At 38.1% G+C, this 24516-nt stretch carries 24 protein-coding genes; 16 read left to right on the forward strand and 8 right to left on the reverse strand.

Annotated features, from left to right (window positions below; translation table 11 throughout):
- The first annotated feature begins 134 nt into the window (after positions 1 to 134).
- Positions 135 to 1145, forward strand: a complete 1011-nt coding sequence (locus CLIN57ABFB40_RS14095) for an ATP-dependent 6-phosphofructokinase (RefSeq protein WP_175630678.1) — start codon at positions 135 to 137, stop codon at positions 1143 to 1145.
- Here the strand turns inward: CLIN57ABFB40_RS14095 and rnc are convergent.
- The 3 genes from rnc to CLIN57ABFB40_RS14110 are packed head-to-tail and all read right to left on the reverse strand — an operon-like array spanning position 1087 to position 3508.
- Positions 1087 to 2028: a ribonuclease III gene (rnc, locus tag CLIN57ABFB40_RS14100; RefSeq protein ID WP_175630679.1), complete on the reverse strand. Its 942-nt coding sequence runs from the start codon at positions 2026 to 2028 to the stop codon at positions 1087 to 1089. The two genes, CLIN57ABFB40_RS14095 and rnc, sit on opposite strands and share 59 nt — an antisense overlap.
- Positions 1994 to 3256 carry a beta-ketoacyl-ACP synthase II gene (fabF, locus tag CLIN57ABFB40_RS14105; RefSeq protein WP_175630680.1) on the reverse strand — a complete coding sequence of 421 codons (1263 nt, stop codon included), beginning with the start codon at positions 3254 to 3256 and terminating at the stop codon, positions 1994 to 1996. The genes rnc and fabF overlap by 35 nt, the downstream gene beginning before the upstream one ends.
- A gap of 15 nt (positions 3257 to 3271) precedes the next feature.
- A complete protein-coding gene (locus CLIN57ABFB40_RS14110; protein WP_002558672.1) occupies positions 3272 to 3508 on the reverse strand; it encodes an acyl carrier protein in 237 nt (78 codons plus the stop codon).
- Positions 3509 to 3606: 98 nt separating this feature from the next.
- Between CLIN57ABFB40_RS14110 and purN the strand changes: the two genes are divergently transcribed.
- On the forward strand, positions 3607 to 4230 hold the full coding sequence (purN, locus tag CLIN57ABFB40_RS14115) for a phosphoribosylglycinamide formyltransferase (protein WP_175630681.1): 624 nt from the start codon (positions 3607 to 3609) through the stop codon (positions 4228 to 4230).
- Between the two features lie 29 nt (positions 4231 to 4259).
- Here the strand turns inward: purN and pdxB are convergent, their stop codons facing one another.
- Positions 4260 to 5306, reverse strand: a complete 1047-nt coding sequence (gene pdxB / locus CLIN57ABFB40_RS14120; protein ID WP_175630682.1) for a 4-phosphoerythronate dehydrogenase PdxB — start codon at positions 5304 to 5306, stop codon at positions 4260 to 4262.
- Between the two features lie 117 nt (positions 5307 to 5423).
- On the opposite strand from pdxB, the gene CLIN57ABFB40_RS14125 reads away from it, so the two are divergent.
- Genes CLIN57ABFB40_RS14125 through CLIN57ABFB40_RS14140 form a run of 4 tightly spaced genes read left to right on the forward strand, consistent with a single transcriptional unit; the run spans position 5424 to position 8978 of the window.
- Positions 5424 to 6029 (forward strand): DUF4254 domain-containing protein, encoded by a 606-nt coding sequence (locus CLIN57ABFB40_RS14125; protein ID WP_175630683.1) that lies wholly within the window; start codon positions 5424 to 5426, stop codon positions 6027 to 6029.
- A 3-nt stretch (positions 6030 to 6032) separates the two neighbouring features.
- The gene (locus tag CLIN57ABFB40_RS14130) at positions 6033 to 7064 is read left to right on the forward strand and encodes a glycosyltransferase family 9 protein (RefSeq protein WP_175630684.1); all 1032 of its coding nucleotides are present in this window, start codon (positions 6033 to 6035) and stop codon (positions 7062 to 7064) included.
- Positions 7065 to 7082: 18 nt separating this feature from the next.
- Positions 7083 to 7994, forward strand: a complete 912-nt coding sequence (locus CLIN57ABFB40_RS14135) for a glycosyltransferase family 2 protein (protein ID WP_175630685.1) — start codon at positions 7083 to 7085, stop codon at positions 7992 to 7994.
- A 12-nt stretch (positions 7995 to 8006) separates the two neighbouring features.
- Positions 8007 to 8978: a glycosyltransferase family 4 protein gene (locus tag CLIN57ABFB40_RS14140; RefSeq protein WP_175630686.1), complete on the forward strand. Its 972-nt coding sequence runs from the start codon at positions 8007 to 8009 to the stop codon at positions 8976 to 8978.
- Here the strand turns inward: CLIN57ABFB40_RS14140 and CLIN57ABFB40_RS14145 are convergent.
- From CLIN57ABFB40_RS14145 to CLIN57ABFB40_RS14155, 3 genes are read right to left on the reverse strand one after another with little or no spacing between them, the layout of a single operon-like run.
- Positions 8968 to 9738: a lipopolysaccharide kinase InaA family protein gene (locus CLIN57ABFB40_RS14145; RefSeq protein ID WP_175630687.1), complete on the reverse strand. Its 771-nt coding sequence runs from the start codon at positions 9736 to 9738 to the stop codon at positions 8968 to 8970. The two genes, CLIN57ABFB40_RS14140 and CLIN57ABFB40_RS14145, sit on opposite strands and share 11 nt — an antisense overlap.
- A gap of 9 nt (positions 9739 to 9747) precedes the next feature.
- Positions 9748 to 11037, reverse strand: coding sequence for a nucleotide sugar dehydrogenase (locus CLIN57ABFB40_RS14150; RefSeq protein WP_175630688.1), 1290 nt, complete (start codon positions 11035 to 11037; stop codon positions 9748 to 9750).
- A 7-nt stretch (positions 11038 to 11044) separates the two neighbouring features.
- Positions 11045 to 12022: an SDR family oxidoreductase gene (locus CLIN57ABFB40_RS14155; RefSeq protein ID WP_175630689.1), complete on the reverse strand. Its 978-nt coding sequence runs from the start codon at positions 12020 to 12022 to the stop codon at positions 11045 to 11047.
- Positions 12023 to 12127: 105 nt separating this feature from the next.
- Here CLIN57ABFB40_RS14155 and CLIN57ABFB40_RS14160 point away from each other — a divergent pair, with 105 nt between their 5' ends.
- Positions 12128 to 13120 carry a polysaccharide deacetylase family protein gene (locus tag CLIN57ABFB40_RS14160; RefSeq protein ID WP_175630690.1) on the forward strand — a complete coding sequence of 331 codons (993 nt, stop codon included), beginning with the start codon at positions 12128 to 12130 and terminating at the stop codon, positions 13118 to 13120.
- Here CLIN57ABFB40_RS14160 and CLIN57ABFB40_RS14165 read toward each other — a convergent pair.
- Positions 13110 to 14252 (reverse strand): glycosyltransferase family 4 protein, encoded by a 1143-nt coding sequence (locus CLIN57ABFB40_RS14165; RefSeq protein ID WP_175630691.1) that lies wholly within the window; start codon positions 14250 to 14252, stop codon positions 13110 to 13112. The genes CLIN57ABFB40_RS14160 and CLIN57ABFB40_RS14165 overlap by 11 nt on opposite strands.
- A 113-nt stretch (positions 14253 to 14365) precedes the next feature.
- Here CLIN57ABFB40_RS14165 and glf point away from each other — a divergent pair, with 113 nt between their 5' ends.
- From glf to CLIN57ABFB40_RS14210, 9 genes are all read left to right on the forward strand, one after another.
- On the forward strand, positions 14366 to 15487 hold the full coding sequence (gene glf, locus CLIN57ABFB40_RS14170) for a UDP-galactopyranose mutase (RefSeq protein WP_175630692.1): 1122 nt from the start codon (positions 14366 to 14368) through the stop codon (positions 15485 to 15487).
- A gap of 1 nt (position 15488) precedes the next feature.
- A complete protein-coding gene (locus CLIN57ABFB40_RS14175; protein ID WP_175630693.1) occupies positions 15489 to 16520 on the forward strand; it encodes a galactofuranosyltransferase in 1032 nt (343 codons plus the stop codon).
- 137 nt (positions 16521 to 16657) lie between these two features.
- The gene (gene rfbH, locus CLIN57ABFB40_RS14180) at positions 16658 to 18001 is read left to right on the forward strand and encodes a lipopolysaccharide biosynthesis protein RfbH (protein ID WP_175630694.1); all 1344 of its coding nucleotides are present in this window, start codon (positions 16658 to 16660) and stop codon (positions 17999 to 18001) included.
- 26 nt (positions 18002 to 18027) lie between these two features.
- Entirely contained in the window at positions 18028 to 18807 is a 780-nt protein-coding gene (gene rfbF / locus CLIN57ABFB40_RS14185) for a glucose-1-phosphate cytidylyltransferase (protein WP_175630695.1), read from the forward strand.
- Positions 18808 to 18818: 11 nt separating this feature from the next.
- Entirely contained in the window at positions 18819 to 19892 is a 1074-nt protein-coding gene (gene rfbG, locus CLIN57ABFB40_RS14190) for a CDP-glucose 4,6-dehydratase (protein WP_175630696.1), read from the forward strand.
- A 10-nt stretch (positions 19893 to 19902) separates the two neighbouring features.
- The gene (locus CLIN57ABFB40_RS14195) at positions 19903 to 20793 is read left to right on the forward strand and encodes an NAD-dependent epimerase/dehydratase family protein (RefSeq protein WP_175630697.1); all 891 of its coding nucleotides are present in this window, start codon (positions 19903 to 19905) and stop codon (positions 20791 to 20793) included.
- A 2-nt stretch (positions 20794 to 20795) separates the two neighbouring features.
- On the forward strand, positions 20796 to 22574 hold the full coding sequence (locus tag CLIN57ABFB40_RS14200; protein ID WP_175630698.1) for a hypothetical protein: 1779 nt from the start codon (positions 20796 to 20798) through the stop codon (positions 22572 to 22574).
- Positions 22575 to 22591: 17 nt separating this feature from the next.
- The gene (locus tag CLIN57ABFB40_RS14205) at positions 22592 to 22972 is read left to right on the forward strand and encodes a GtrA family protein (protein WP_175630699.1); all 381 of its coding nucleotides are present in this window, start codon (positions 22592 to 22594) and stop codon (positions 22970 to 22972) included.
- Positions 22973 to 23238: 266 nt separating this feature from the next.
- Positions 23239 to 24411 carry a glycosyltransferase family 87 protein gene (locus CLIN57ABFB40_RS14210; protein WP_175630700.1) on the forward strand — a complete coding sequence of 391 codons (1173 nt, stop codon included), beginning with the start codon at positions 23239 to 23241 and terminating at the stop codon, positions 24409 to 24411.
- Positions 24412 to 24516: the final 105 nt, after the last annotated feature.

Raw genomic sequence — 24516 nt, forward strand, 5'->3', positions numbered from 1 at the left:
CTGGTTTAACATAATAATGTTTAGTCGTGCAAAAGTAACTTATTTATCTTTTTTTTCTATCTTTACGACGGAAATAATCGTTAAAATTGACGAGTTTACTAGAATCCCCGAGTTTTAGACTAAAAAATGCGACAATGAGAATCGGAATCTTAACCTCAGGCGGGGACTGCCCCGGTATTAATGCCACCATTCGTGGCGTGTGTAAGACAGCCATCAATTATTATGGGATGGAAGTGATAGGAATTCACAGTGGCTTTCAGGGTTTACTGACGAAAGACGTTGAGGCTTTTACGGATAAATCGCTGTCCGGTCTGCTGAATCTTGGCGGAACGATGTTGGGAACCTCCCGTGAGAAGCCTTTTAAAAAAGGTGGTGTTATCTCGGATGTTGACAAACCGGCACTGATTCTTCAGAATATTCAGGAAATGGGGCTGGATTGTGTAGTCTGCATCGGGGGAAACGGTACACAGAAGACCGCTGCCAAGTTTGCTGCAATGGGAGTGAATATAGTATCAGTCCCGAAAACTATTGACAATGACATCTGGGGGACAGATATCTCTTTCGGATTCGATTCGGCTGTAAGCATCGCCACAGATGCTATCGACCGCTTGCATTCCACCGCCAGTTCCCACAAAAGAGTGATGGTGATTGAAGTGATGGGGCATAAAGCTGGTTGGATTGCTCTGTATTCCGGTATGGCAGGTGGGGGAGATGTCATCCTTGTTCCTGAAATCCCTTATAATATAAAGAATATCGGCAACACAATCCTGGAAAGATTGAAAAAAGGTAAACCTTACTCCATAGTGGTGGTAGCCGAAGGAATCCAGACAGACGGGCGCAAGCGTGCTGCAGAATATATCGCTCAGGAGATTGAATATGAAACCGGAATTGAGACTCGTGAGACGGTATTGGGATATATTCAGCGTGGCGGTTCGCCTACTCCTTTCGACCGTAATCTTTCTACCCGTATGGGTGGTCATGCGACGGAACTGATTGCTAACGGAGAGTTTGGACGCATGGTAGCCTTGAGGGGAGATAATATTTCATCTGTCTCTCTCGAAGAAGTCGCAGGAAAACTGAAACTGGTTACTGAAGATCACGATCTTGTGATTCAGGGGCGTCGCATGGGGATTTGCTTTGGATAAACTCAGTGGCAGAGGATAGTTCCATTTCTGGGTCTGTATCCATCATTCCGGTTTCAGGCTCATCTGCTGTTGCTGATTGTGCTGCCTTGGACTCATTGATGGTTGTGATGAATACCGGGTCTTTAACTTTTTTGATAGCCATCTGAGCGGCATTCTGTTGAGATTCTTTTTTAGAATATCCTGTACCGGTTCCGGCCGGAAGTCCTTCGATTCGTACTTCTGTCTGGAATACAGGGTTGCTGTCCTGGTCGAGGAACTGTTCTATTAACTCAAAAGAAACTTCCATTTTGCTTTTTTGGCTCCATTCGATTAACTTGGATTTGAAGTTAACCTCTTTGCGGGATATTTTATCCAAGTCGATATAGTGGTTGATGATTCGTTGCTCCATAAACTGTTTGCAACGTTCGTATCCCTGGTCCAGGTAAATGGCTCCGATGAATGCTTCAAAAGCATTCCCGTACATATAACTGTTATGAGAAGAGGAGCGGGTAGAATACTTTATGAGTTTATCCAAACCAATCTCGACTGCCAACTTATTCAAAGTTTCCCGCTGAACAATCTTGGAACGCGTATTTGTCAAGAAACCTTCCCGTTTCCCTTCAAAACGTTTGTAGACAATATCCCCCACGATGGCGTCAAGGATGGCATCACCGAGAAATTCCAGTCGTTCGTTGTTCAAAGGACGTCCCTTATCCGAGCGGATAGAAGTTGACTTGTGCAGAAGGGCCTGCTCATAAAGCCGGATATTACGCGGATAGAATCCGAGTATCTGATAAAAACAAAGATAAGACTCTCTGTCCTTGTGGAACAAGAGCCTTATCTTATCTATTTGGTTACGTAACACGATATTACTCAGCGTATTTCTTGAAGATAACGCAGGCATTGTGACCGCCGAATCCAAATGTATTGGACAGGGCAACATTAACTTCGCGTTTCTGTGCTTTGTTGAACGTGAAGTTAAGGTTATAGTCGATGTTCTCGTCGTTGTCACCTTCTTCATGGTTGATAGTCGGAGGAACAATACCGTTCTTGATGGCAAGGATACTTGCAATGGATTCTACCGCACCGGCAGCACCCAGCAAATGACCTGTCATTGATTTTGTTGAACTGATGTTCAACTCGAACGCATGATCACCGAATACTTCCTTGATCGCTTTTGCTTCTGAAATATCACCTACCGGAGTAGATGTACCGTGTACATTGATATAATCTACTTCTTTCGGATCCATTTCCGCATCTTCCAGTGCATTTTTCATCACCAATTTAGCTCCAAGACCTTCCGGATGAGAAGCCGTCAAGTGATGTGCATCCGCAGACATACCTACACCGGCAACTTCTGCATAGATTTTTGCACCACGTGCTTTAGCATGTTCCAGTTCTTCCAAAATCAAGCAACCGCCGCCTTCACCCATTATGAAACCGTCACGGCTTGCGCTGAACGGACGTGAAGCTTTGGTAGCTTCGTCGTTGCGGGTTGACAGAGCGTGCATAGCGTTGAAACCACCTACACCAGCAGGGAAGATGGCTGCTTCCGAACCACCGGATACGATTACATTTGCTTTTCCTAAACGAATCAGGTTGAAAGCGTCTGCGATAGCATTGGTAGAAGTAGCACATGCTGAACAAGTCGCATAATTAGGACCATGGAAACCATACATAATAGAAATCTGTCCGGCAGCAATATCCGAGATCATCTTTGGAATGAAGAACGGATTAAACTTCGGTCCCATTTCCATACGAGTGTAGTAGTTGCCCACTTCCTCTTCAAATGTATGGATACCACCAATACCGGCGCCAAAAATAACACCGATTTTGTTCAAGTCTTCTTTTTCTGTGTCAAGACCGGAGTCTTCTACCGCTTCTTTGGCAACGGCGATGGCATACTGAGTGTACAGGTCCATCTTTCTTGCTTCCTTGCGGTCGATGTATTTTGTTGCCTCGAAGTTTTTCACTTCGCATGCGAATTGGGTCTTGAATTGCGACGCATCAAAATGAGTAATAGGCCCTGCTCCACTAACCCCGTTCACAAGGTTTTCCCAAAATTCGGGAACGCTGTTGCCAACGGGAGTAATGGCGCCAAGACCTGTTACTACCACTCTTTTTAATTCCATATTGATGAAATCGAATTACTTAGCGTGTTCTTCGATATAAGATACAGCATCACCTACAGTACCAATCTTTTCTGCTTGGTCATCAGGAATAGAGATACCAAATTCTTTTTCGAATTCCATGATAAGTTCTACAGTGTCAAGAGAATCTGCTCCCAGGTCGTTAGTGAAGCTTGCTTCGGTTGTAACTTCTGATTCTTCAACGCCTAATTTATCAACGATAATAGCTTTTACTCTTGATGCAATTTCAGACATAACTTTAAGTTTTTAATTAATAATTAGTTTTATTTCTTTAAATTTGCGGTGCAAAGGAATGAATATTTATCGTTTTGCGCAAATATTTGACTAAATAAATGCAATGTTTTGCACATTTTTCACTGTTTTGTGCATTGAAATCGAGAGTTATGAAGAAAAACATCGCAATTTTCGCTTCCGGTTCCGGCTCTAATGCCGAGAATATTATCCGGTATTTCCAAAAGAACGATTCCGCTCAGGTTTCGTTGGTACTTTCTAATAAAAGTGATGCCTTTGTTTTAGAACGTGCGCATCGCCTGGGAGTGCCCTGTAACGTGTTTTCAAAGGAAGATTGGATAGCCGGAGATGAAATTCTGGCTGTTTTGCAGGAGTCCCGCATTGATTTTATCGTGCTGGCAGGCTTCTTGGTTCGTGTCCCGGATCTGCTTTTGCATGCTTATCCTCATAAAATTATAAATATACATCCGGCTCTTCTGCCTAAGTATGGTGGAAAGGGAATGTATGGCGACCGTGTTCATCAGGCAGTGGTAGCCGCTGGTGAAAAAGAGAGCGGTATCACTATACATTATATTAACGAGCATTATGATGAAGGGAACACAATATTTCAGGTAACTTGTCCCGTACTTCCGACAGATTCTCCTGATGATGTTGCCAAGAAAGTGCATTCATTGGAATATGAACACTTCCCTTTAGTTATAGAGAAACTGTTGGTCAGGAAATAAAAATGAGGTAATAAAGAATAGGGATCTGCTTATTCCTTATACTTAATAGTATATGCTTTCTCCTCTCTTCTTAACGGATAATCTCCGCGTAAAGTCTCAAACAGTTCCGGTTGGCTTTTCAATCGGCTGCTGTCTTCGGCAGGATTATACATTTGGAGAATTGCCTCTTCATGATTTTTTGCATGGATAACAGGAAAAGCGGGTGCCGGCGCTTTGATTTCGTAGTCTCCATCTATTTGGAAGAAGTTGCAAATAGCGTCTAGCGACATACGTGTAGCATTAGCCTTTCCGTCAGCAGAGTAACCAGCGATATGGGGAGTGCCGATAATAACTTTCTCTAGCAATTCGCGATTAACTTCCGGTTCGTGTTCCCATACATCAATAATGGCGTCCGTAATAATCTGGTTGTTCAGAGCATTTAACAGAGCACCCGTTTCGATAACTTCTCCCCGGGATGTATTTATGATGAGAGGTTTCCGTTTTAGTGAACGAAAGAAGGTTTCGTTTGCCAAATGAAACGTTTTATATTTCCCTTCCTTATATAAAGGTACGTGAAAGGTGATGATGTCACATTCTTCCGCTATCTTATTTAAAGAAGTGAAAGATTCGTTTCCTTCTTTCTCTTCTCGTGGTAAGTCGTTCAGCAAAATGCGCATGCCAAAGTCCTGTGCGATTTTGGCTACCTTGCTTCCTACATTGCCTACCCCTATGATTCCTATGGTCAATTCATCCAACTTCTTATTTCTGATAGACTTCCATACAAGAAGCGATGATTGTAAATATTGGGCAACAGAAGCCGAATTACATCCTGGTGCATTTGTCCATTTTATGCCTGCCTGTTTGCAATAGTCTGTATCAATATGGTCGAAACCTATGGTTGCTGTGGCTATAAACTTCACCTGGCTACCCTCTAATAATTCCCGGTTGCAATGTGTGCGGGTACGGACAATCAGTGCATCTGCGTCCCGTACCAGTTCCGGCGTGAAATCCTTTCCCGGTGCATAGATTACTTCATCGGCTATTTCTTGAACCGCCTCTTTTATATAAGGTATTTTGTTATCTATAATAATTTTCATATACAATTCATCTTTAGTACCCACAAAGGTAACAAATAAAAAAGTAAGAAACGGTTGCTTGTCTGAAAAATATTACATAGATTTGCCCTATTATATACCTATAAGCTAGTTAAGATTATGACATTTAGTAACCTTTGCAACGAGATTTTTTGGAAATCGACCAATGATTACCATATAACGGATAGTGTGGATGCTCAGATGAACAATCCTTACGAGTTGAAGTCAATAGAGTATTATTTGTACTTGAAGAATTGGATTGATGCCGTTCAATGGCATTTTGAAGATATTATCCGTGATCCCCAGATTGATCCTGTAGAAGCATTGGCTTTAAAAAGAAGAATTGATAAATCCAATCAGGACCGTACCGATTTGGTTGAACTGATAGATAGTTACTTTTTGGACAAATACAAAGCTGTAAAACCGCTTCCTGATGCAACCATCAATACGGAGAGTCCTGCTTGGGCAATCGATCGTCTTTCTATTCTTGCGTTGAAAATTTATCACATGCAACAAGAAGTAAAGCGTACGGATACTACCGAGGAACACCGTGCGCAGTGCCAAGTTAAACTGAATATTCTGTTGGAGCAGCAGAAAGACCTTTCTTCTGCTATCGACCAGTTATTGGCTGATATTGAAGTTGGTAGAAAGTATATGAAAGTGTATAAACAGATGAAGATGTATAACGACCCGGCATTAAATCCGGTGCTTTATGCAAAAAAATAACGAATGGCGCGTATTCTCATTATCCGTTTTTCAGCTTTAGGTGATGTTGCAATGACAATACCGGTCATACATTCGCTTGCTGTACAATATCCTCAGCACGAGATTACTGTGTTAAGTCGTGCTGTATGGCAGCCCCTTTTTCAGGAACTGCCCGACAATGTAAATTTCATCGGAGCCGATTTAACGGGTAAACATAAAGGCTTGTGGGGACTGAATAGTCTTTATTCGGAACTGAAAGCAATGAACTTTGACTACGTTGCGGATTTTCATCATGTGCTTCGTGCCAAATATTTGTGCTTGCGCTTCTGGCTTGCCAACATACCGGTTGCCTACATTTGTAAAGGACGTGTGGGTAAGAGGAAGTTGGTTCGTCGGCGTCATAAAGTAATGGAAAGCCAAAAAAGTTCTTTCCGCCGCTATGCTGATGTGCTGGAAAAACTCGGTCTTCCAGTTTTGTTGAACTTCTCTTCCATTTATGGAGAGGGGAAAGGAAATTTTGCGGAAATAGAACCCGTTACCGGTCCGAAAGAAAATCAGAAATGGATTGGTATCGCTCCTTTTGCTAAACATGCCGGTAAAATTTATCCGTTAGAATTACAGGAACAGGTTGTTGCCCATTTCGCGGCTAACCCTGCGGTGAAAGTCTTTCTGTTTGGAGGCGGTAAAAGTGAACAGGAAATTTTTGATGCATGGATTGCGAAATACCCTTCTGTCGTTTCCATGATTGGTAAGTTGAATATGCGTACGGAATTGAATCTGATGAGTCATTTGGATGTGATGCTTTCAATGGATTCCGCCAATATGCATCTGGCATCTTTGGTGAATATCCCGGTTGTCTCCATATGGGGAGCGACCCATCCTTATGCAGGCTTTATGGGGTGGAAACAATTGCCTGTCAATACCGTACAACTTGATTTGTCATGTCGTCCCTGTTCGGTATATGGGCAGAAACCTTGTTGGCGGGGTGATTATGCCTGCTTGAGAGAGATAACGTCCGAACAAGTGATTGCGAAGATTGAAGGAATCATTGGTTGATAATAAAAAAGAATTAAAATGCAGAAGGATTTGTTAGAAGATGAATATAAATTTTCGATTCTCATTCCCACATGGAATAATTTGGATTATCTCAAATTGTGTATTGAGAGTATAAATAAAAATTCAGTATATAAACATCAGATTCTGATTCATGTAAATGAAGGTAGGGATGGTACGCTTGCGTGGATACAGCAGAATGAATATGAGCATACTTATAGTGAGAATAATATCGGGGTTTGTTGGGCATTAAATGGACTACGTCCTTTGGTGAAGACCAATTATATTTTGTATATGAATGATGATATGTATGTATGCCCGGGCTGGGATGCTGCTTTGTGGAACGAAATTCAGGTCTTGCCGGATAATAAATTTTTCTTTTCATCTACTTTAATTCAGCCTCGTCCTTTTTTTTGTAAAAGCGTGATAGCGCCTGCTAATTTTGGAGAAAGTGTGGAGACGTTTAATGAAGAGGAGCTATTGAGCAAGTATCAGCTGTTGCCTCATTTAGACTGGTTTGGAGCTACTTGGCCGCCTAATGTTGTGCATCGGGATATTTGGGATTTGGTAGGTGGGTATAGTGTTGAGTTTTCACCAGGCATGTATAGTGACCCGGATTTCTCTGCGAAACTTTGGATGGCGGGTGTGCGCTTGTTTAAGGGGATATCTGCAAGTCGGGTGTATCATTTTGAGGCCCGTTCAACAGGGCGGGTTAGAAAGAATGATGGCAGCATGCAGTTTTTGTTAAAATGGGGAATTACTTCGGCTTCTTTTATGCGGGATATTCTTAAGCGAGGTGAACGTTTTGATGAGGATGCCATAGGAAAGATAGATAGTCTGACTTTAAATAAAGATATAGTTCGTAGCCGGTTAAAAAGAGCCTTATGCTTATTTAAGAAAAGTCCGCATTCAAAAAATATATGGGAAAAATAAATTATAGTAATTATGCATTTAGGAGTAATATTACCTCATACGAAACTTTATGGTGGAGTGAAGCGTTTTTTGGAATTAGGGAATATTTTTATAGAATTGGGTCATACCTTTACAGTTTATACAGTAGAGGGTAAATCTCCGTCTTGGTATGATTTTAAAGGAGAAACAAAAAATTTTGCAGCTCTGAAGAAAGATGACATTGATGCATTGTTCACAACAGAAGTGAAATTTCTGGAACAGTTGACTACAGCCAATACCAAAAGGAAGATATTTTATCACGTCAGAATGACGGAAAAGATCCGGAAAGCTTTAAAATATTCAGATATTGAAATTTTTGCATGTTCTACTAATATCTATTTATACGATAAGAAGAAATATGGTATTGAAGCCTTCAAAGCGTTGGGTGGGGTAAATGTTTCAAATTATCAAGAAAAAACAGACTATTCTGTTGAGGAGCGCCCTTTTTGTGTCATGGCTTATGGGCGCTTGGCGGAGAGGGTTAAAGGTACAAAGTATGTTGTCAAAGCATGCGAGAAGTTATATAAAAAAGGATATAATATAAAGTTGCTTTTGTTTGATACGGCTATAAGTGAGAAAGCTCAGAAGTTGATAGATAATTTTTCTACTTCTGTTCCTTTTGATTTTGTTCAGAATCATCCTTTTGATAAAAACTCGGAACTGTTCAATCGGGCGGACGTTTTTGTGGCTGCGGAGGGGCATGCCGGATGGTCCAATACAGTGGCAGAGGCAATGGCATGTGCTCTTCCTGTTATTGCGACAACGGCAGGCACACGTGACTTGTTGATAGACGGTGTTACCGGTCTTCATACATGGAGATATGCTTTTATGATACGTCGTCGGCTAAAAACTTTAATAGAGAATAAAAGCCTGAGAGAACAATTGGGAAAAGCCGCACGTAAAAATGTAGAGAACTTTGATTGGCATGTATTGGCCCGAAGTATAGAAAAGTACCTTATGAAGTAAAGAGGCGCTTGATTTTTTTTCGGGTGTTCCGGATGAAACTTTTTCTTTCGGTTATTTTATTGTGCCTGTCTGTTAACTGAATTAGTTTCTTTGTTGTTGCTTCTGTATTGCAGTGAGTTAAAAGAGCATATTCTCTTCCCATTATGGTGAGCATATTGTGGGAAGCCTCTAACTTAGAAAGATTTCTCAATCCTTCCTTTATGGTTACATTAGTAAATTTGGTACGGTTTAAATCTACCAAATAAAAGCTAAAGGTTCCATTCGTATTCTTTTTTATCAAAGTGTTTCCTGCCGAATGATCAATGAAATAAACCCCTTTCTGGTGAAAAGCATAGGTAAATCTGACGAACTCTTGAAGAGCGGTTTCTTGTTCCTGCCGAGGTAAATTACTTATTCCTCTAAAAGTAAAGTCGTAATCCAGCTGGCGGCAAACATAGTAACTTCTTGTTAGTCCAAGTTTGTCTTTATATAATATAAAAGCTATTGGTTCAGGAGTATTAATACCTAAATTGTTGAAGCGGGTTGCGTAAATGAAAGAACGTTCGGCTTTTGATTTCCGGAAATAAGCATAAACTATTTTATTGATGAAGTGTGGTAGTTTAAATGCTTTGACGCACATGGGTACTTCTCCGCATTTAATTACTTTTAGTGTATTTCTTCCTGAATATATAACTTCTCCTTCCTTCTCGAAGCGTTCGGGCAGAGATAGAATACATTCTTTTAAATGTGCATATTGGGGATTAATCTGATAGTCAATCATAAAAAACGATTATAAACGTCCGTCAACCATATTGCTCTTAAGTAGGCCTTTTACATCATAAATAATTCCATCCTGCTTTATCATATTTTTGATGTCAAGTTTCAGAAATTCATTGTGAGCTACCGCAAGGACTATTGCATCAAACTTATCTTTGGGAAGCTCATTGGCTATTTCTAAATTATATTCTCTTTTTACTTCTTCAGGTTTAGCCCAATAGTCGTAGATTGTGATATTGGTATTATAGTCTTTTAATGCTTTTATAATATCAAAGACTTTTGTATTGCGTACATCTGGACAGTTCTCCTTAAATGTAAATCCCAAAACTAGTATGTGCGAGCCTTTCACATAATTTCCTTTCTTGATTAAGCATTTTACGACCTGGCTGGCAATATATTCACCCATACTGTCATTTATTCTTCTTCCGGCGAGTATGACCTCGGGGTGATAGCCGTAGTCTTGGGCCTTTTGGGCCAAATAATAAGGGTCTACTCCAATGCAATGTCCACCAACTAACCCGGGTTTGAAGGGTAGAAAGTTCCATTTTGTGGCAGCGGCATCCAGTACCTCTTGTGTGTCTATTCCCATCAGGTTAAAGATCTTGGATAGTTCGTTGACGAATGCTATATTGATGTCTCTTTGAGAATTCTCAATGACTTTGGCGGCTTCTGCAACCTTTATACAGGAAGCTAGATGTGTACCTGCCGTAATTACAGAGCTATAGAGATGGTCTATTTTTTCTCCGATTTCAGGTGTTGAACCGGAAGTCACTTTTTTGATTTTCTCAACAGTGTGTTGCTTGTCTCCTGGGTTAATGCGCTCAGGGGAATAACCGGCAAAGAAATCGATATTGAATTTCAGGCCGGATATTCTTTCGATAACAGGAATACATTCTTCTTCGGTAACTCCTGGATATACTGTTGATTCATAAATGACAGTGTCTCCTTTGTTGATAACTTTGGCTACAGTTTCACTCGCCTTGTATAGCGGGGCTAAATCCGGATTGTGATGTTTGTCGACCGGGGTTGGTACGCATATTATGTAGTAATTACAACTTCTCAGGTCTTCCAAGCTGTAAGAACAATATAAACCGGTTTCTTCTTTGTCGAGTGTGTTTTTTCTTAAAACAGAACGTAATGTCTCATCATCCACTTCCTGAGTGGAGTCATGTCCGGTCATCAATTCTTCTACTCTGGCCTTTTTAGCATCAAAGCCTATTACTGGATATTTCGTAGCGAACAGGCGTGCTAATGGTAAACCTACATATCCTAATCCGATAATACCTATTTTAATATTTCCCATACTGCTTTTACTTTAGGTTTGTCCAATACCAGTCGATTGCTTCTTTTAATCCCTCTTTCATGCTGAATTTGGGTGAATAATTCAATAACATTTTGGCTTTATCAATGCAGGCAAGGGAATGTGGAATGTCTCCCAATCTGTTCGGTCCATGTTTTATCTCAACAGAAGCAATTTCCGGATCATAAGCACTTAGAAAATCTTTTAGGTAACCAGTCAGTTGGTTAAGGGTCGTACGCTCTCCAAATGCTGTATTATATACAGTGTTAAGAGCATTGGCGTTTTTGGTTGATAATGCTAATACATTCATTTGGATGACATTATCGATATAGGTAAAGTCTCTGGAGTATTCTCCGTCACCATTGATGATGGGAGATTCATGTTGTATAAGCTTCCTTACGAAAAGGGGGATAACGGCAGCGTATGCTCCATTGGGGTCTTGGCGTCGTCCGAATACATTGAAGTAGCGAAGCCCGATGCATTCTATACCATAAGTTTTGGAGAAAACATCAGCATATAGTTCATTGACATATTTAGTTATGGCATAAGGAGATAAAGGCTTGCCTATTACTTCTTCTACTTTAGGCAATGACTGTGAGTCTCCATAAGTAGAAGAACTGGCAGCGTAAACAAAGCGCTTGACTTTTGCATCTCTAGCGGCAACCAGCATATTTAGAAATCCACCTATATTGACTTCGTTTGTGGTAATCGGATCTTTTATAGAACGGGGAACAGAGCCTAATGCAGCCTCATGCAATACATAATCTACTCCTTCTGTTGCCTTTCTGCAATCTTCAAGATTACGTATATCGCCTACTATCAATTTAAAATTGGGATTATTGAACTGGTGTTGTATATTCTCTGGTTTTCCTGTTATGAAGTTATCTAAACATACAACACGATGCCCTTGGCTCAGGAGATGGTCACACAGATTGGAACCAATGAATCCTGCTCCTCCTGTTACTAAAATGGTTGAATCTTTTTCCATTACTTTTGAATATTGTAAGTCCGGGCAAAGATAATACTTTTCTTGACTATTAATTGCTTCTTTTGAAAACTTTATATAGCTTTGTCTCTTCTAAAAAATGTATTTATGCGGCATGCCTTTTTAAAAAACTTAATGATTGGCTCCGGAGTGCTTGGGTTATGGCGGGCATTTAACAAGACTCCAAGGGTCTTGTTTTACCATGGAGTTGACACAATTATAGATTCATCAGTTCAAACATTACATCTGCAGCCGGATGTTTTTGAGGCGGAAATGCAATATTTGCGAAAGCATTATGATGTAATTTCGATGGATGAGTATTATGAAAGGTTTGTCTCTGCGGGATTTAACGGTCAAGAAGTAGTTATTACTTTTGATGATGGGTATCGAAATAACCTGACTGTTGCTGCTCCGATTCTTTCTTCTTTGTCTTTGCCTTTTACTGTATTTGTGTCGGTGAATCATCTGGAAAAGGGGAGACGTTTTCCTACTTTCATAAACAGGGCTGTATTATTAGGTGCTCAATTAACTCACATTCAGGTTGATTGTCTTGATATTGACTGTGATTTGTCAACCGATATTGAACGGTTTACAGTTATGAACAGGATAAATAAAGCTTTAAAACATTCAGATATGGCAAAAGTTGATTTGATTTGCTCGCAGTTGGAAGCTAATCTTTCAAGCAATGTTTTGGATGAACTTTATGAGAAATATTCTTCTGATGCTCCAATGAATTGGGATGAACTTGTGAAACTTAAGCGGGATTATGACTGTATCATAGGTTCTCATTGCTTGGACCATTTTATATGTAATTCGTTTCAGCAGGAAAGGGAAACGCGTAGGCAAATTTTTGAGAGCAGGCATATTCTCCAACAAAGAATAGGGAGTGAATGTGCTTATCTGGCTTTTCCAAATGGAAATCTGAAGCAAGGTGATATTAGTGAATCTGCCCGTGTGGCAGTAAAGGAAGCCGGGTATAAACTTGCTTTTACTACAATGAACGAGCGTTTGCAAAGAAATAGTGACCCTTTCCTTTTGCCTCGTTGTGCTGCGCGTTTTGATTTGCCGGATTTTAAAGTGAAGCTAGCCCTTAAGCCTTAGTGGCAGATAATGTTTTCTGGTATACTTGCATAATATCTTGGGCTATTGTTTCATCGGAAAAGCGTTTGATATATTCTTTCCCTTTTGTCGTCATCTTGTTGACCAGGTCGGGTGAGGTGAGTATTTTGTTGATATTTATAGCAAGCTCTTTTTCGTTATTCGGATTGATGTAAATAGAGTCCGGACCGCCAGCTTCTTCCAGGCACGAGCCAGTAGCGGCAATAACAGGGATGTTGGAGTGTATAGCTTCTATGATTGGAATGCCAAAACCTTCAAAAAAGGAAGGATATACAAATAGCTTTGCCAATTGATAAAAAACGGGGAGTTCCTGAAAAGGAATATTGTGTAATATATGCACTCTGTGGTTAAGCTGGTGTTTGTTAATATACTCTTCAACCTCATTAGTGTATGTTGTTCTTTTCCCAATAGCGACTAACGATATGTCCTCAGGGATATAATGTAGTGCTTTCACAACTAAAAGTAGATTTTTGCGACTTTCTATACTTCCTACGTTTAAAATATACTTGTCTGGAAGCTGATATTTTTGCCGGATTTCTTTTTTCTGTGTGCTGCTTGCCGGTTGTTCAAAAATAGGATGGCAACTTTGGTAGACAACATCGATTTTATGTGCGTCTATTCCAAAAAAAGCAATGATATCGTGTTTAGTCATTTCACTGATAGCAATGATGCGGTTACTGTTTTGACATGCTTTTTTGAATTTGTAAGTATATATATGTCTGTCAATCCATTTGTAGAATTGTGGGTAGCGTATGAAAATTAAGTCATGTATGGTTACTATGCTTTTGGTTTTACTTTTTTTTATAGATAATGGCAGTTCATTGCTGAGTCCATGAAAGAGTGACAGTTGTTCTTCCTTTATCTGTTTGTTTATTCCCCAAATTCTCCATAATGAACGGAATCTTTTCCAAAAATAGGATGTTGGATATGTTATTTGTATGTTTTTTCTTGAAAGAATACAGTCTAGGACTTTGTTCTCTTTTGGTTTTGGGGCGTAGATGATGTATTGATTTTCTTTGTGAAACCGGCTTAATATATCTATGATGAAACGACTGTAGTTTCCTAGCCCAGTTTTATTTTGTACTGCTCGTTTACCGTCAAAACCTATTCTCATGTGTTGAAACCTTTTTTAATGATATGGCAAATGTAATAAAAATAATAAGATACCTTCTGTTTCTAAGGGGATTTTGCATATCTTTGTCAAATTATTATAAGTTGAGGCTATTTATGAAACGGAAATATGACTATTTAATTGTAGGTGCTGGCTTATACGGAGCAGTGTTTGCTTATCAGATGCGTCAGGCGGGGATTTCTTGTTTGGTGATAGATAAGCGCTCTCATAAAGGAGGAAATGTTTACTGTGAAGATATAGATAATATACGAGTTCACAAATATGGCGCTCATATTTTTCATACGGATAATCAGGGTGTTTGGGATTTTGTGAATCGTTTTGCAAAATTTAATCGGTACACAAATTCCCCATTGGCCTATTTTAAGGGCAAATTGTATAATTTGCCTTTTAATATGAATACTTTTTCTCAACTGTGGGGAGTAAAGACTCCTGCGGAGGCACAGGCAAAAATCGCAGAGCAACGTAAAGTTTTTGATTTTATAAAAGAGCCTCGAAATTTGGAAGAACAGGCATTAAAGCTGTGTGGAGAAGATATTTATTCTTGTTTGATAAAGGGATATACGGAGAAGCAATGGGGGCGTTCGGCTAAAGAACTTCCGGCTTTTATCATTAAAAGGATTCCTTTCCGTTTTATATATGATAATAATTATTTTAATGATGCTTATCAGGGTATTCCTATTGGCGGATATAATGTGCTTATAGATGCTTTGTTGGAAGGGATTGATGTGCATTTGAATACAGACTATTTTAAATCTAAAGCCGAACTGGAATGTATTGCGGATAAGATTTTGTTTACTGGTTGTATTGATGAATATTTTGATTGCTGTTTGGGGAACTTGGAGTATCGCAGTTTACGTTTTGAGAATCATAGTTTGAATATCGGCAATTTTCAGGGAAATGCAGTCATTAATTATTGTGAGCGCGAAGTTCCTTATACTAGAGTGATTGAACATAAACATTTCGAATTTGGTACACAACCTACAACAGTAGTTACATATGAATTTCCGGATTCGTTTGAGATAGGAAAAGAACCTTACTATCCTGTGAATGACGAGAAAAACATGGAGTTGTATTATAAATATCAGGAGTTGGCTGTTCGGGATAGTAGTGTTTTATTTGGAGGACGGTTAGGGAAGTATGCATATCTGGATATGGACGATACGGTGGAAGCTGCATTAAGTTTGGCGGAAAAAGAAATAGAATTAAGAAAAAAGTAATATGAATTGTTATTTGTCACGAAATTACAGAGGACTTTCTAGCGCAGGGAATAAAGCAAAGACTGATATTGAACAGATAATGTCTGATATGTCATTTAAGAATGTCGGTTTGAAACAGACTGTTTATTCAAATAAAATGCTGTCGTTTGTCGTGACTCTTCTAGGAGTATTGAAATCTCCTTTCTGTCTGCATAAGGGAGATGTTCTGGTATTGCAGTACCCACTGAAAAAATATTATGAATTTGTCTGCAATATGGCTCATTTCAGAGGAGCTAAGGTTGTAACGATTATCCATGATTTGGGAAGCTTCCGTAGACATAAACTTACTGTTGTACGTGAGATTGAACGTTTGAATCATTCGGACTATATCATAACCCATAATGATAAAATGAAACAATGGCTTGAAGAACAAGGTTGTAAGGCGGAATTGGGAACTCTTGAAATTTTTGATTATCTTTCAACTTCTGCTGCCAGTGTGTCTTCAGATGTGCGAAAACCTTTTAGGATCCTTTACGCGGGAGGTCTGCATCCGCGTAAAAATGCTTTTCTGTATGAAATCGGTACATATGCTGGTCCGTCATTCCGGTTCAATCTTTATGGGGCAGGCTTCGAATTGGATAAAGCGAAAGGAAAAGAACATTTTACTTATATGGGATTTGTGAAGTCCGACGAGCTGATTTCTACTGCGCAGGGAGATTTTGGCTTGGTATGGGACGGCTCTTCTATCTCGACATGTGCAGGTGATTGGGGGGAATATCTTCAATATAATAACCCTCATAAAACATCTTTATACATTCGTTGCGGGTTGCCTGTTATTATTTGGAGTAAGGCTGCTTTAGCATCCTTTGTTCGTGAACATAAAATAGGTATATGTGTTGATTCACTGGAGGAATTGGATGTGGTTTTATCTGATTTAACACTGCGGCAATATGCTGAAATGCAAAAAAATGTCGCAGGAATTAGCAGGAAACTTCAGGATGGAGAATATTTTTCTAGTGCGGTTATCAAAGCTATAGCTGCCTTAAGAAACTAAAAAGGAGGAGATAAAACCTCTTTTTTGCATAAAAGATGTAAAGATGGCGCAGTATTTCGTACCTTTGCGCATTTAATAATAAGTTTTGATGGTTCTATTTGTGGATTTAGAAACGAGGAATAAGGAAAAAAGTGATTATGGAACAGAAAGGAAATAATTTGAAGGAACAGATACTTTCGCTTGTGAAAGAGTATTATGCTGAGACTTTTGGACAGTCTAAAGAATTTGTTCCGGGTAAAACATTTGTAAATTATGGCGGTCGTTATTTTGGCGAGGAAGAATTGGTGAATCTGGTCGACTCTTCTTTGGATTTTTGGTTGACTGCCGGTCCGTGGGCTCACCGTTTTGAAAAAAGACTGGCTGATTGGCTGGGGGTTAAATATTGTTCATTAACCAATTCTGGCTCATCTGCTAATCTGTTGGCATTTATGGCTTTAACCTCTCCCGAGCTTGGGGAGCGTTGTATAAAAAGAGGGGATGAAGTTATAACTGTGGCCTGTGGATTCCCTACTACAGTTACTCCTTGCATTCAATATGGTGCTATCCCTGTTTTTGTGGACATTACTGTTCCGGAATATAACATCGATATAACTCAACTCGAAGCGGCATATTCAGACAAGACAAAAGCGGTAATGATTGCCCACTCTTTGGGGAATGCGTTTAATTTAGAGGCCGTGAAAGAGTTTTGCGATACTCACAATCTATGGCTAGTAGAAGATAATTGTGATGCGTTGGGTACTGAATATACTTTAAAAGGTGAAACCTGTAAAACCGGGACATTCGGGCATATTGGAACTTCCAGCTTTTATCCTCCCCATCATATGACAATGGGAGAGGGGGGGGCTGTTTACACAAACGACCTGTTGTTGCATAAGCTGATAAACTCATTTCGTGATTGGGGACGTGATTGTTGGTGCATGGGTGGAGTAGATAATACTTGTAAATCTCGTTTTAGTAAACAATATGGCGAATTGCCTCTTGGATATGATCATAAATATGTTTATTCTCATTTTGGGTATAATCTGAAAGTGACAGATATGCAGGCTGCTATTGGTTGTGCACAACTGGAGAAATTGGATCAAATAGTATCAGATCGTAGAAGAAACTTTAATTTCCTGAAAGAAAACCTGGCTGGAACAAGAGGATTGATTTTACCTGAGGCAGAAAAGAATTCCAATCCGAGTTGGTTCGGTTTCCTTATTTCTGTGAAAGAAGATGCCGGCTTTACTCGTAATGAATTATCCGAGTATTTGGAAAAGAATAAAATACAGACTCGTAATCTTTTTGCAGGTAACCTGTTGAAACATCCGGCTTTTGATGAAATGAAGAAAGCCGGTGAAGGTTATCGTGTTGTTGGTGAGTTGGTAAATACCGACTTCGTAATGAATAATACTTTTTGGATTGGAGTTTATCCGGGAATGAAACCTGAAATGTTACAATTCATGGTGGATACGATTAAACAGTTTGTGGATTCGCATTAATATTATAACACAAAATAAATTGGATTATGAAAGCTGTCATTTTAGCCGGTGGCTTTGGCTCAAGATTGAGTGAAGCTACAAATTTAATTCCAAAGCCAATGGTGGAAATAGGAGGAAAACCTATTTTATGGCATATAATGAAGACTTATAGTTATTACGGAATTAATGATTTTATTATCTGCTGTGGTTATAAACAGTATGTCATAAAGGAATATTTTGCTAACTATTTTCGGCACAATTGCGACATGACAGTGGATTTATCTAATAATCGTGTTGAGATTTTAGATAATCATTCTGAAAACTGGCGTGTTACGATGGTGGATACCGGACTTAATACAATGACGGGTGGCAGAATAAAACGAGTCGAAAAGTATTTGGAAAATGAACCATTCTTGTTGACTTATGGTGACGGTGTGACAGATTTAAATATTGCAGATACTATAGCCGAACATGAAAAATCCGGTTGTTTGCTTTCTGTGACTGCCTATAAGCCGGGGGGGAAGTTTGGAGCATTAGAAATCGATTTGGGTACCAATAAGGTGAAGTCTTTTATGGAAAAACCGGACGGTGACCGTAATTGGATAAATGCAGGCTATTTTGTTTGTGAATCGGAGGTGCTAAACTTTATAAAAGGTGGTGATACTACTTCTTTTGAGGGAAAACCTTTGGAGGAGATTGCTAAAGCTGGACAAATGCATGCCTATAAACACCGAGGGTTTTGGAAACCAATGGATACCTTGAGGGATAACTCGGAATTGAATGAGATGTGGGAGCAAAATAAAGCTCCTTGGAAGGTTTGGAAATAAAATAGATAAAGATGGTCGATATTTTTCATAATTTTTATCGTGGAAAGAGAGTTCTGGTAACAGGGCATACAGGTTTTAAAGGATCCTGGCTTTCTATATGGTTACATGAGTTGGGCGCTGAGGTTATTGGACTAGCGTTAGAGCCAGCTTCTGAAAAGGATAATTATGTGCTTTCGGGAATTGGTACTATGATAACCGACTTGCGTGGGGATATACGCAATGGAGATTTGCTTAAAGAAATCTTTAAAACCTATCAGCCTGATATCGTCTTTCATTTGGCCGCTCAGCCTCTTGTTAGGCTTTCTTATGAGATGCCTATCGAAACATATGAAACCAATGTGATGGGAACACTTCATATTTTAGAAGCGATTCGTGTTACGGAAAGTGTGAAAGTGGGAGTTATGATAACCACTGATAAATGTTATGAAAATGCAGAGCAGTTATGGGGATATCGCGAAAATGAACCTATGGGGGGATATGATCCTTATTCTTCCTCAAAAGGTTGTGCTGAAATTGCGATATCTTCATGGAGACGCTCTTTCTTTAATCCTGCTGATTACAATATGCATGGTAAAGCAATCGCGAGTGTTCGTGCTGGAAATGTTATTGGAGGTGGGGATTGGGCAAAAGACCGGATAATCCCTGATTGTATAAGAGCTTTGGAGGCTAATAAGACTATTGATATTAGAAGTCCCAGGTCTATTCGTCCATGGCAACATGTTTTAGAACCATTAGGCGGCTATATGTTATTGGCGAAGAAAATGTGGGAAGCTCCTACTGAATATTGTGAAGGATGGAATTTTGGTCCGAAATTGGAATCTGTTGAAAATGTGTGGGGAATTGCCGAGCGTGTCGTAAAATATTACGGTAAGGGTGAACTTTGTGATTGTTCTGCCCCAAATAGCTTGCATGAAGCCAAATTGTTAATGCTTGATATTTCAAAGGTTTACTTTAGGCTAGGATGGCAACCCAGACTTAATTTGGAACAAACTATTCAAATGACAGTAGAGTGGTACAAAAGGTATAATAATGAGACTGTTTATGATTTGTGTGTAGAACAAATCAATAAATATATAAATGAATGAAATATAATTGATGGGAAGTAAAACGATACTTTTAACGGGTGGTAGCGGTTTCATTGGGCGTAATATACATGAGAGCTTTCTGGTTGATAAATATAATCTATTATCTCCTTCAAGTTTGGAATTGAATGTAGCGGACGCAGAGAGTGTTGCTGATTATTTGCATAAACATACAGTTGATATTGTTATACATGCGGCAGTGAAACCAAGTCATAGAAATGCAAAGGATTTTTCAAATATATTTTATGTTAACACCCGTATGTTTTTTAATTTAGAGAGATATAAGGAGTGTTTTGAAAAAATATTAGTAATAGGTTCTGGGGCGATATATGATAATCGTAATTATCAGCCTAAAATGAAAGAGGATTCATGGATGAATCATATACCAGTAGATGAGCATGGGTATTGTAAGTATGTATGTGAGAAAGTTATTGCTCATAGCTCTAATATTTATGATTTACGTGTGTTTGGTATTTTTGGCAAATATGAAGACTATGCTATCCGTTTTATTTCAAATGCTATTTGTAAAGTATTATTTGGTCTGCCAATTTCGATTAAACAGAATCGTAAGTTTGATTATTTATATGTAAATGATTTTATGCCTATATTAGATTGGTTTGTGCAGAATGAACCTAAATATAAAGCTTATAATATTACTCCAGATTCTTCAATCTCATTATATGACTTAGCGGTAATTGTACGTGAGGTAGCGGGAAAACCTTTACATCCAATTGTTGTATCTCAAGAAGGGATGGGGTTAGAATATAGTGGGGATAACTCTCGTTTGAAGAGTGAACTTGCCCTTAACTTAACGCCTTTGGCATTGGCTATTCGTGATTTATATATATGGTATTCAGGTAATAAAGAACAATTAGATAGAAACCTCTTGTTGATTGATAAATAAAAATGATGAAATTTATTTTGCATTCTATTCAGAAACATAAATTTGCATATGCTTTAGTTGTAGTTATATTGTATCAGCTAGCATGTGCAGTACAGGGGTTTGACTTGTCTGACGAAGGTTGGGGAATGTATTTTTATCAACAAATATTTAAAAATCCAGAATATGTAGTAGCACAAATGCCATATTGGGTCACAGGTGTAATTGGTGGAGTATGGAATCTATTGTTGCCAGAAGGCGGATTCTTAGGAACACGGATTTTAGGAATAATAATGGTGACAGGAACATTCTGTATTTCTTATGAGTTTCTGAAAAAAAGTATAAATTCAGGTTGGTTATTAGTTGGTTTGATAGCTCAAATGTTAATAGTTGTCGGTGATCCTAAACCTTATGGTTATAACTCATTAACTGCTTTTATTGTACTTTGGGTTGTTATTGTTTTTTGGCGGGGACTTGAAACCGGTAGGCTTGTTTGGTTCTTTATTGGTGGATTTATGTTAGGTGTTAATATCTTTGTTCGAATACCTAATCTAGCTATTTTACCCATTATATTATTAATTCCGGTTTGCCAATATTGGAAAAACGGTAGTATGCGTTTTTTTAATAGTCAAATGTGGACAGCTGTTTGGGGGACGATTGTGGGGGTGGCAGTAATAATTGCGGCTATGTACTATTGGGGATATTGGACTTTTTTTATGGAGGCCATGACAGGGGTAGCTAGCAGTGCAACCGATGAGACTAATTCTCACCAGTTTGGGAGATTAATTGTAAGATATGCACAGAATTATTGGGGAATAATATCTGTGGGGGGGATTGTTGTGTTATTGGGGGGAGTTTATACTTGGTTGCAGAGTAAACTGATAAATAAATATTCCTCATGGGTATTGAATCTTTTGTTTGTGTTTATTTGGACTTTTTTAGGTCTATGCTTTAATAAGGCTCTTCGGCATAATGATATGTATTTTACTCACTTTATATCTTATGTTGGCGCTATATTAATTCTAAAAAATTATAACCGGAGTGAAGAACTTCGTATGAGATATGTGGCTTTAGCTTCTCTTTTTATGATTGTCTGTATGCCTTTGGGGAGTGATCAAGGTATTAATACAATGTGGACATCAGCTTGGTTGGCTCTGCCATTAGGGACAGCTTATTTGTGTCGTTTATTTGAAGATGGGGTTACGTGGAATGAGAAGCTAGGAAAATATTCTATGTATAAGCGGTATGTACGCTGTTATTTGTGCATTATATTCGTGAGCTATATAGCTTGTGGTATTTATAAAAATGATAATTTGGCTTATTATGATCCGGATAGTCGATTGGAAAAAGTGCATTCTATTGATAATCAGTATTGTCGTTTTATCTATACAGGCTCTTATCGTGCAAATTTAATGAATGACTTGTTGCCTGTTTTAGAAAAATATGTGAAGCCTGGCGATTTTCTTTTAGTTTATAATTTTATGCCAGGACTAAATTATATGACAGATACACGCTCGTATATTTCGAATGCTTGGCTATGGTGTCTTTCGGGTGCCGAATTGGAACGACAGTTGCAATTTGCTATGTCAAAAAATACCCCCCTTCCTGTTGTATTGCGACAGAATTTTAGAGCTACAAATTTATGGGGGGGCTATGATCCTTATTTTATGGATGTTAATCATCTTCCTGAGAACGTTTTATCTCGTCCGGATCAAATAAAAGCTATGAATAATTTTTTAGATATGAATCATTATAAAACAGTTTGGACGAATCGCTATTTTGATATATTATTACCTGATGTTTAATTAGTGAACTAATGAGTATGAAGATATTTTCACATGCTATTGATGTTACATTTATTAGGTTTGTATTAATTGGTCTATTGAATACAGCTTTTGGTGTGGGAGTATATTGTCTTTTTGTTTATTTGGGGATACCTTATCGTGTTGCTGTCTTATTGAGTACTATATTGGGGGTGTTATTTAACTTTAAAACAATCGGAACTTTTGTTTTCAGAAACACAAAGAATCGATTGATTTTTAAATTTGTAGCAGCTTATGTTATTGTTTATTTTATAAATATAGGGCTAATACATTTGTTACTTGAATTGTCCGATTTAAATGAGTATATTGCAGGTATAATTGTTACTCCTATTGTTGCGATTGCATCATTTGTTTTGCAAAAACGATTTGTTTTCAATTAAAAAGAATTGCGGCAGTACTGAAACAATATAGAATCTATTCTATACAACAGACCTTTTGATATTTTAATTATCATATGTAAATGATGGTTAATTGTTTGTGCTTGTAGTTAATTATATAGAATATGAGAGGAAGGGGACTTCTATTTTGATTTATAATAAATATATTTGTTAAATATTGAAAAAATAGATCTAGTACTTCCTGATTAAAAATGAAACAAAAAAACAATAACCAGAATTTTATATATTGCATGTCTTTAATAGCGTGCATGTGGATTATCCTATTGTTTGTAGATCCAACAACACAAATGAATGTTTTCTTTTTGCGAGTTGGAGACTTCTTTGCTGATTTTTTCAATACATTAATTTATATTGCAGATAAGGATCCCTATTTTAATGAACTTAATGGGACTTTGAATAAGAATTATTTGCCATTTGCTTATTTGATCTTATATCCGTTTACTGGAATGATTAATTATTCTGGAATAACTTTATCAGATTGTTGGGCGAATGGGACAGCATTAGTTAGTGGATTTCTTTTCATGTTGTTTTCTCTTTATGTTTTTTTTCATTCTCTTTATTTACTATGTAAAAAAAATGGATGTAATGTAACGCTGGTTCTATTTATTGTTTTTTTTTCTGCAGCTAATTTATACGCATTAGAACGAGGGAATCAGATATTACTTTCAGCTGCATGTGTTAACTATTTTCTTTTGTTTAAGGATAGTAAAAACTGTCGATGGATTGCGGCTGTTTGTTTGGCTATTGCTTCAGTATTGAAAGTGTTCCCTGTTGTTTTTGGTCTGTATTATTTATGTACAAAATCATATAAATTATTATTTTATTATATTTCTATTTGTTGCTTGTTGGCTTTGCTGCCCTTTTGTTTTTTTGAAGGAGGATTTGATAATATTAGGCAATTATACAATAATGTTGTAGCACAAACTGCTGCTTATGGACAAGATTCTTCTGTTTATCGTTATGGGATAATTCCTCTGTTGCTGCAGATTGATGAGAAATTACAGTTGGAACATAAACTTCTGTTTTATTCTATTGGAAAATACATGACCTATTTTTTAGGGGGATACACGCTTCTTTTGAGTGTTAAGGTTAACTCTTCTTTTATTAAAATAGCTTTGCTGTCAATGTTTTGTTGTTTGTTTCCACAACAGGCTTTTGCATATAATGTAATTTATTTATTTCCAATTTTTATAGGATTGCAATTTGTTGTAGAGTTGAAAAAAAATGCACCTAGAACGCTATTTCTAGTTTCTTTTCTGTTTATTATTATATTCTTTCCGATACAAATGCCAAGCTCGATAAATGTTGCCACTCATGTAATCAATAATGTAGGTGCTATATTACTTTGGCTCGTTTTGCTTGTCATGGCAACTCGGGAGTTATTGTTTGAGAAGAAAGTTAATACGAAAATACTTGTTTGACTGGTTGTTTGTTCTTTAAGATAATGTTATATGAGACTTTTTCTGTTGGTTGAGGTTAGGTTTACATGAAACATTTTGGATAATTCGTTAATTCTCTCTACTTTT

It is taken from the genome of Bacteroides acidifaciens (genome assembly GCF_903181435.1).
Taxonomy (GTDB): domain Bacteria; phylum Bacteroidota; class Bacteroidia; order Bacteroidales; family Bacteroidaceae; genus Bacteroides.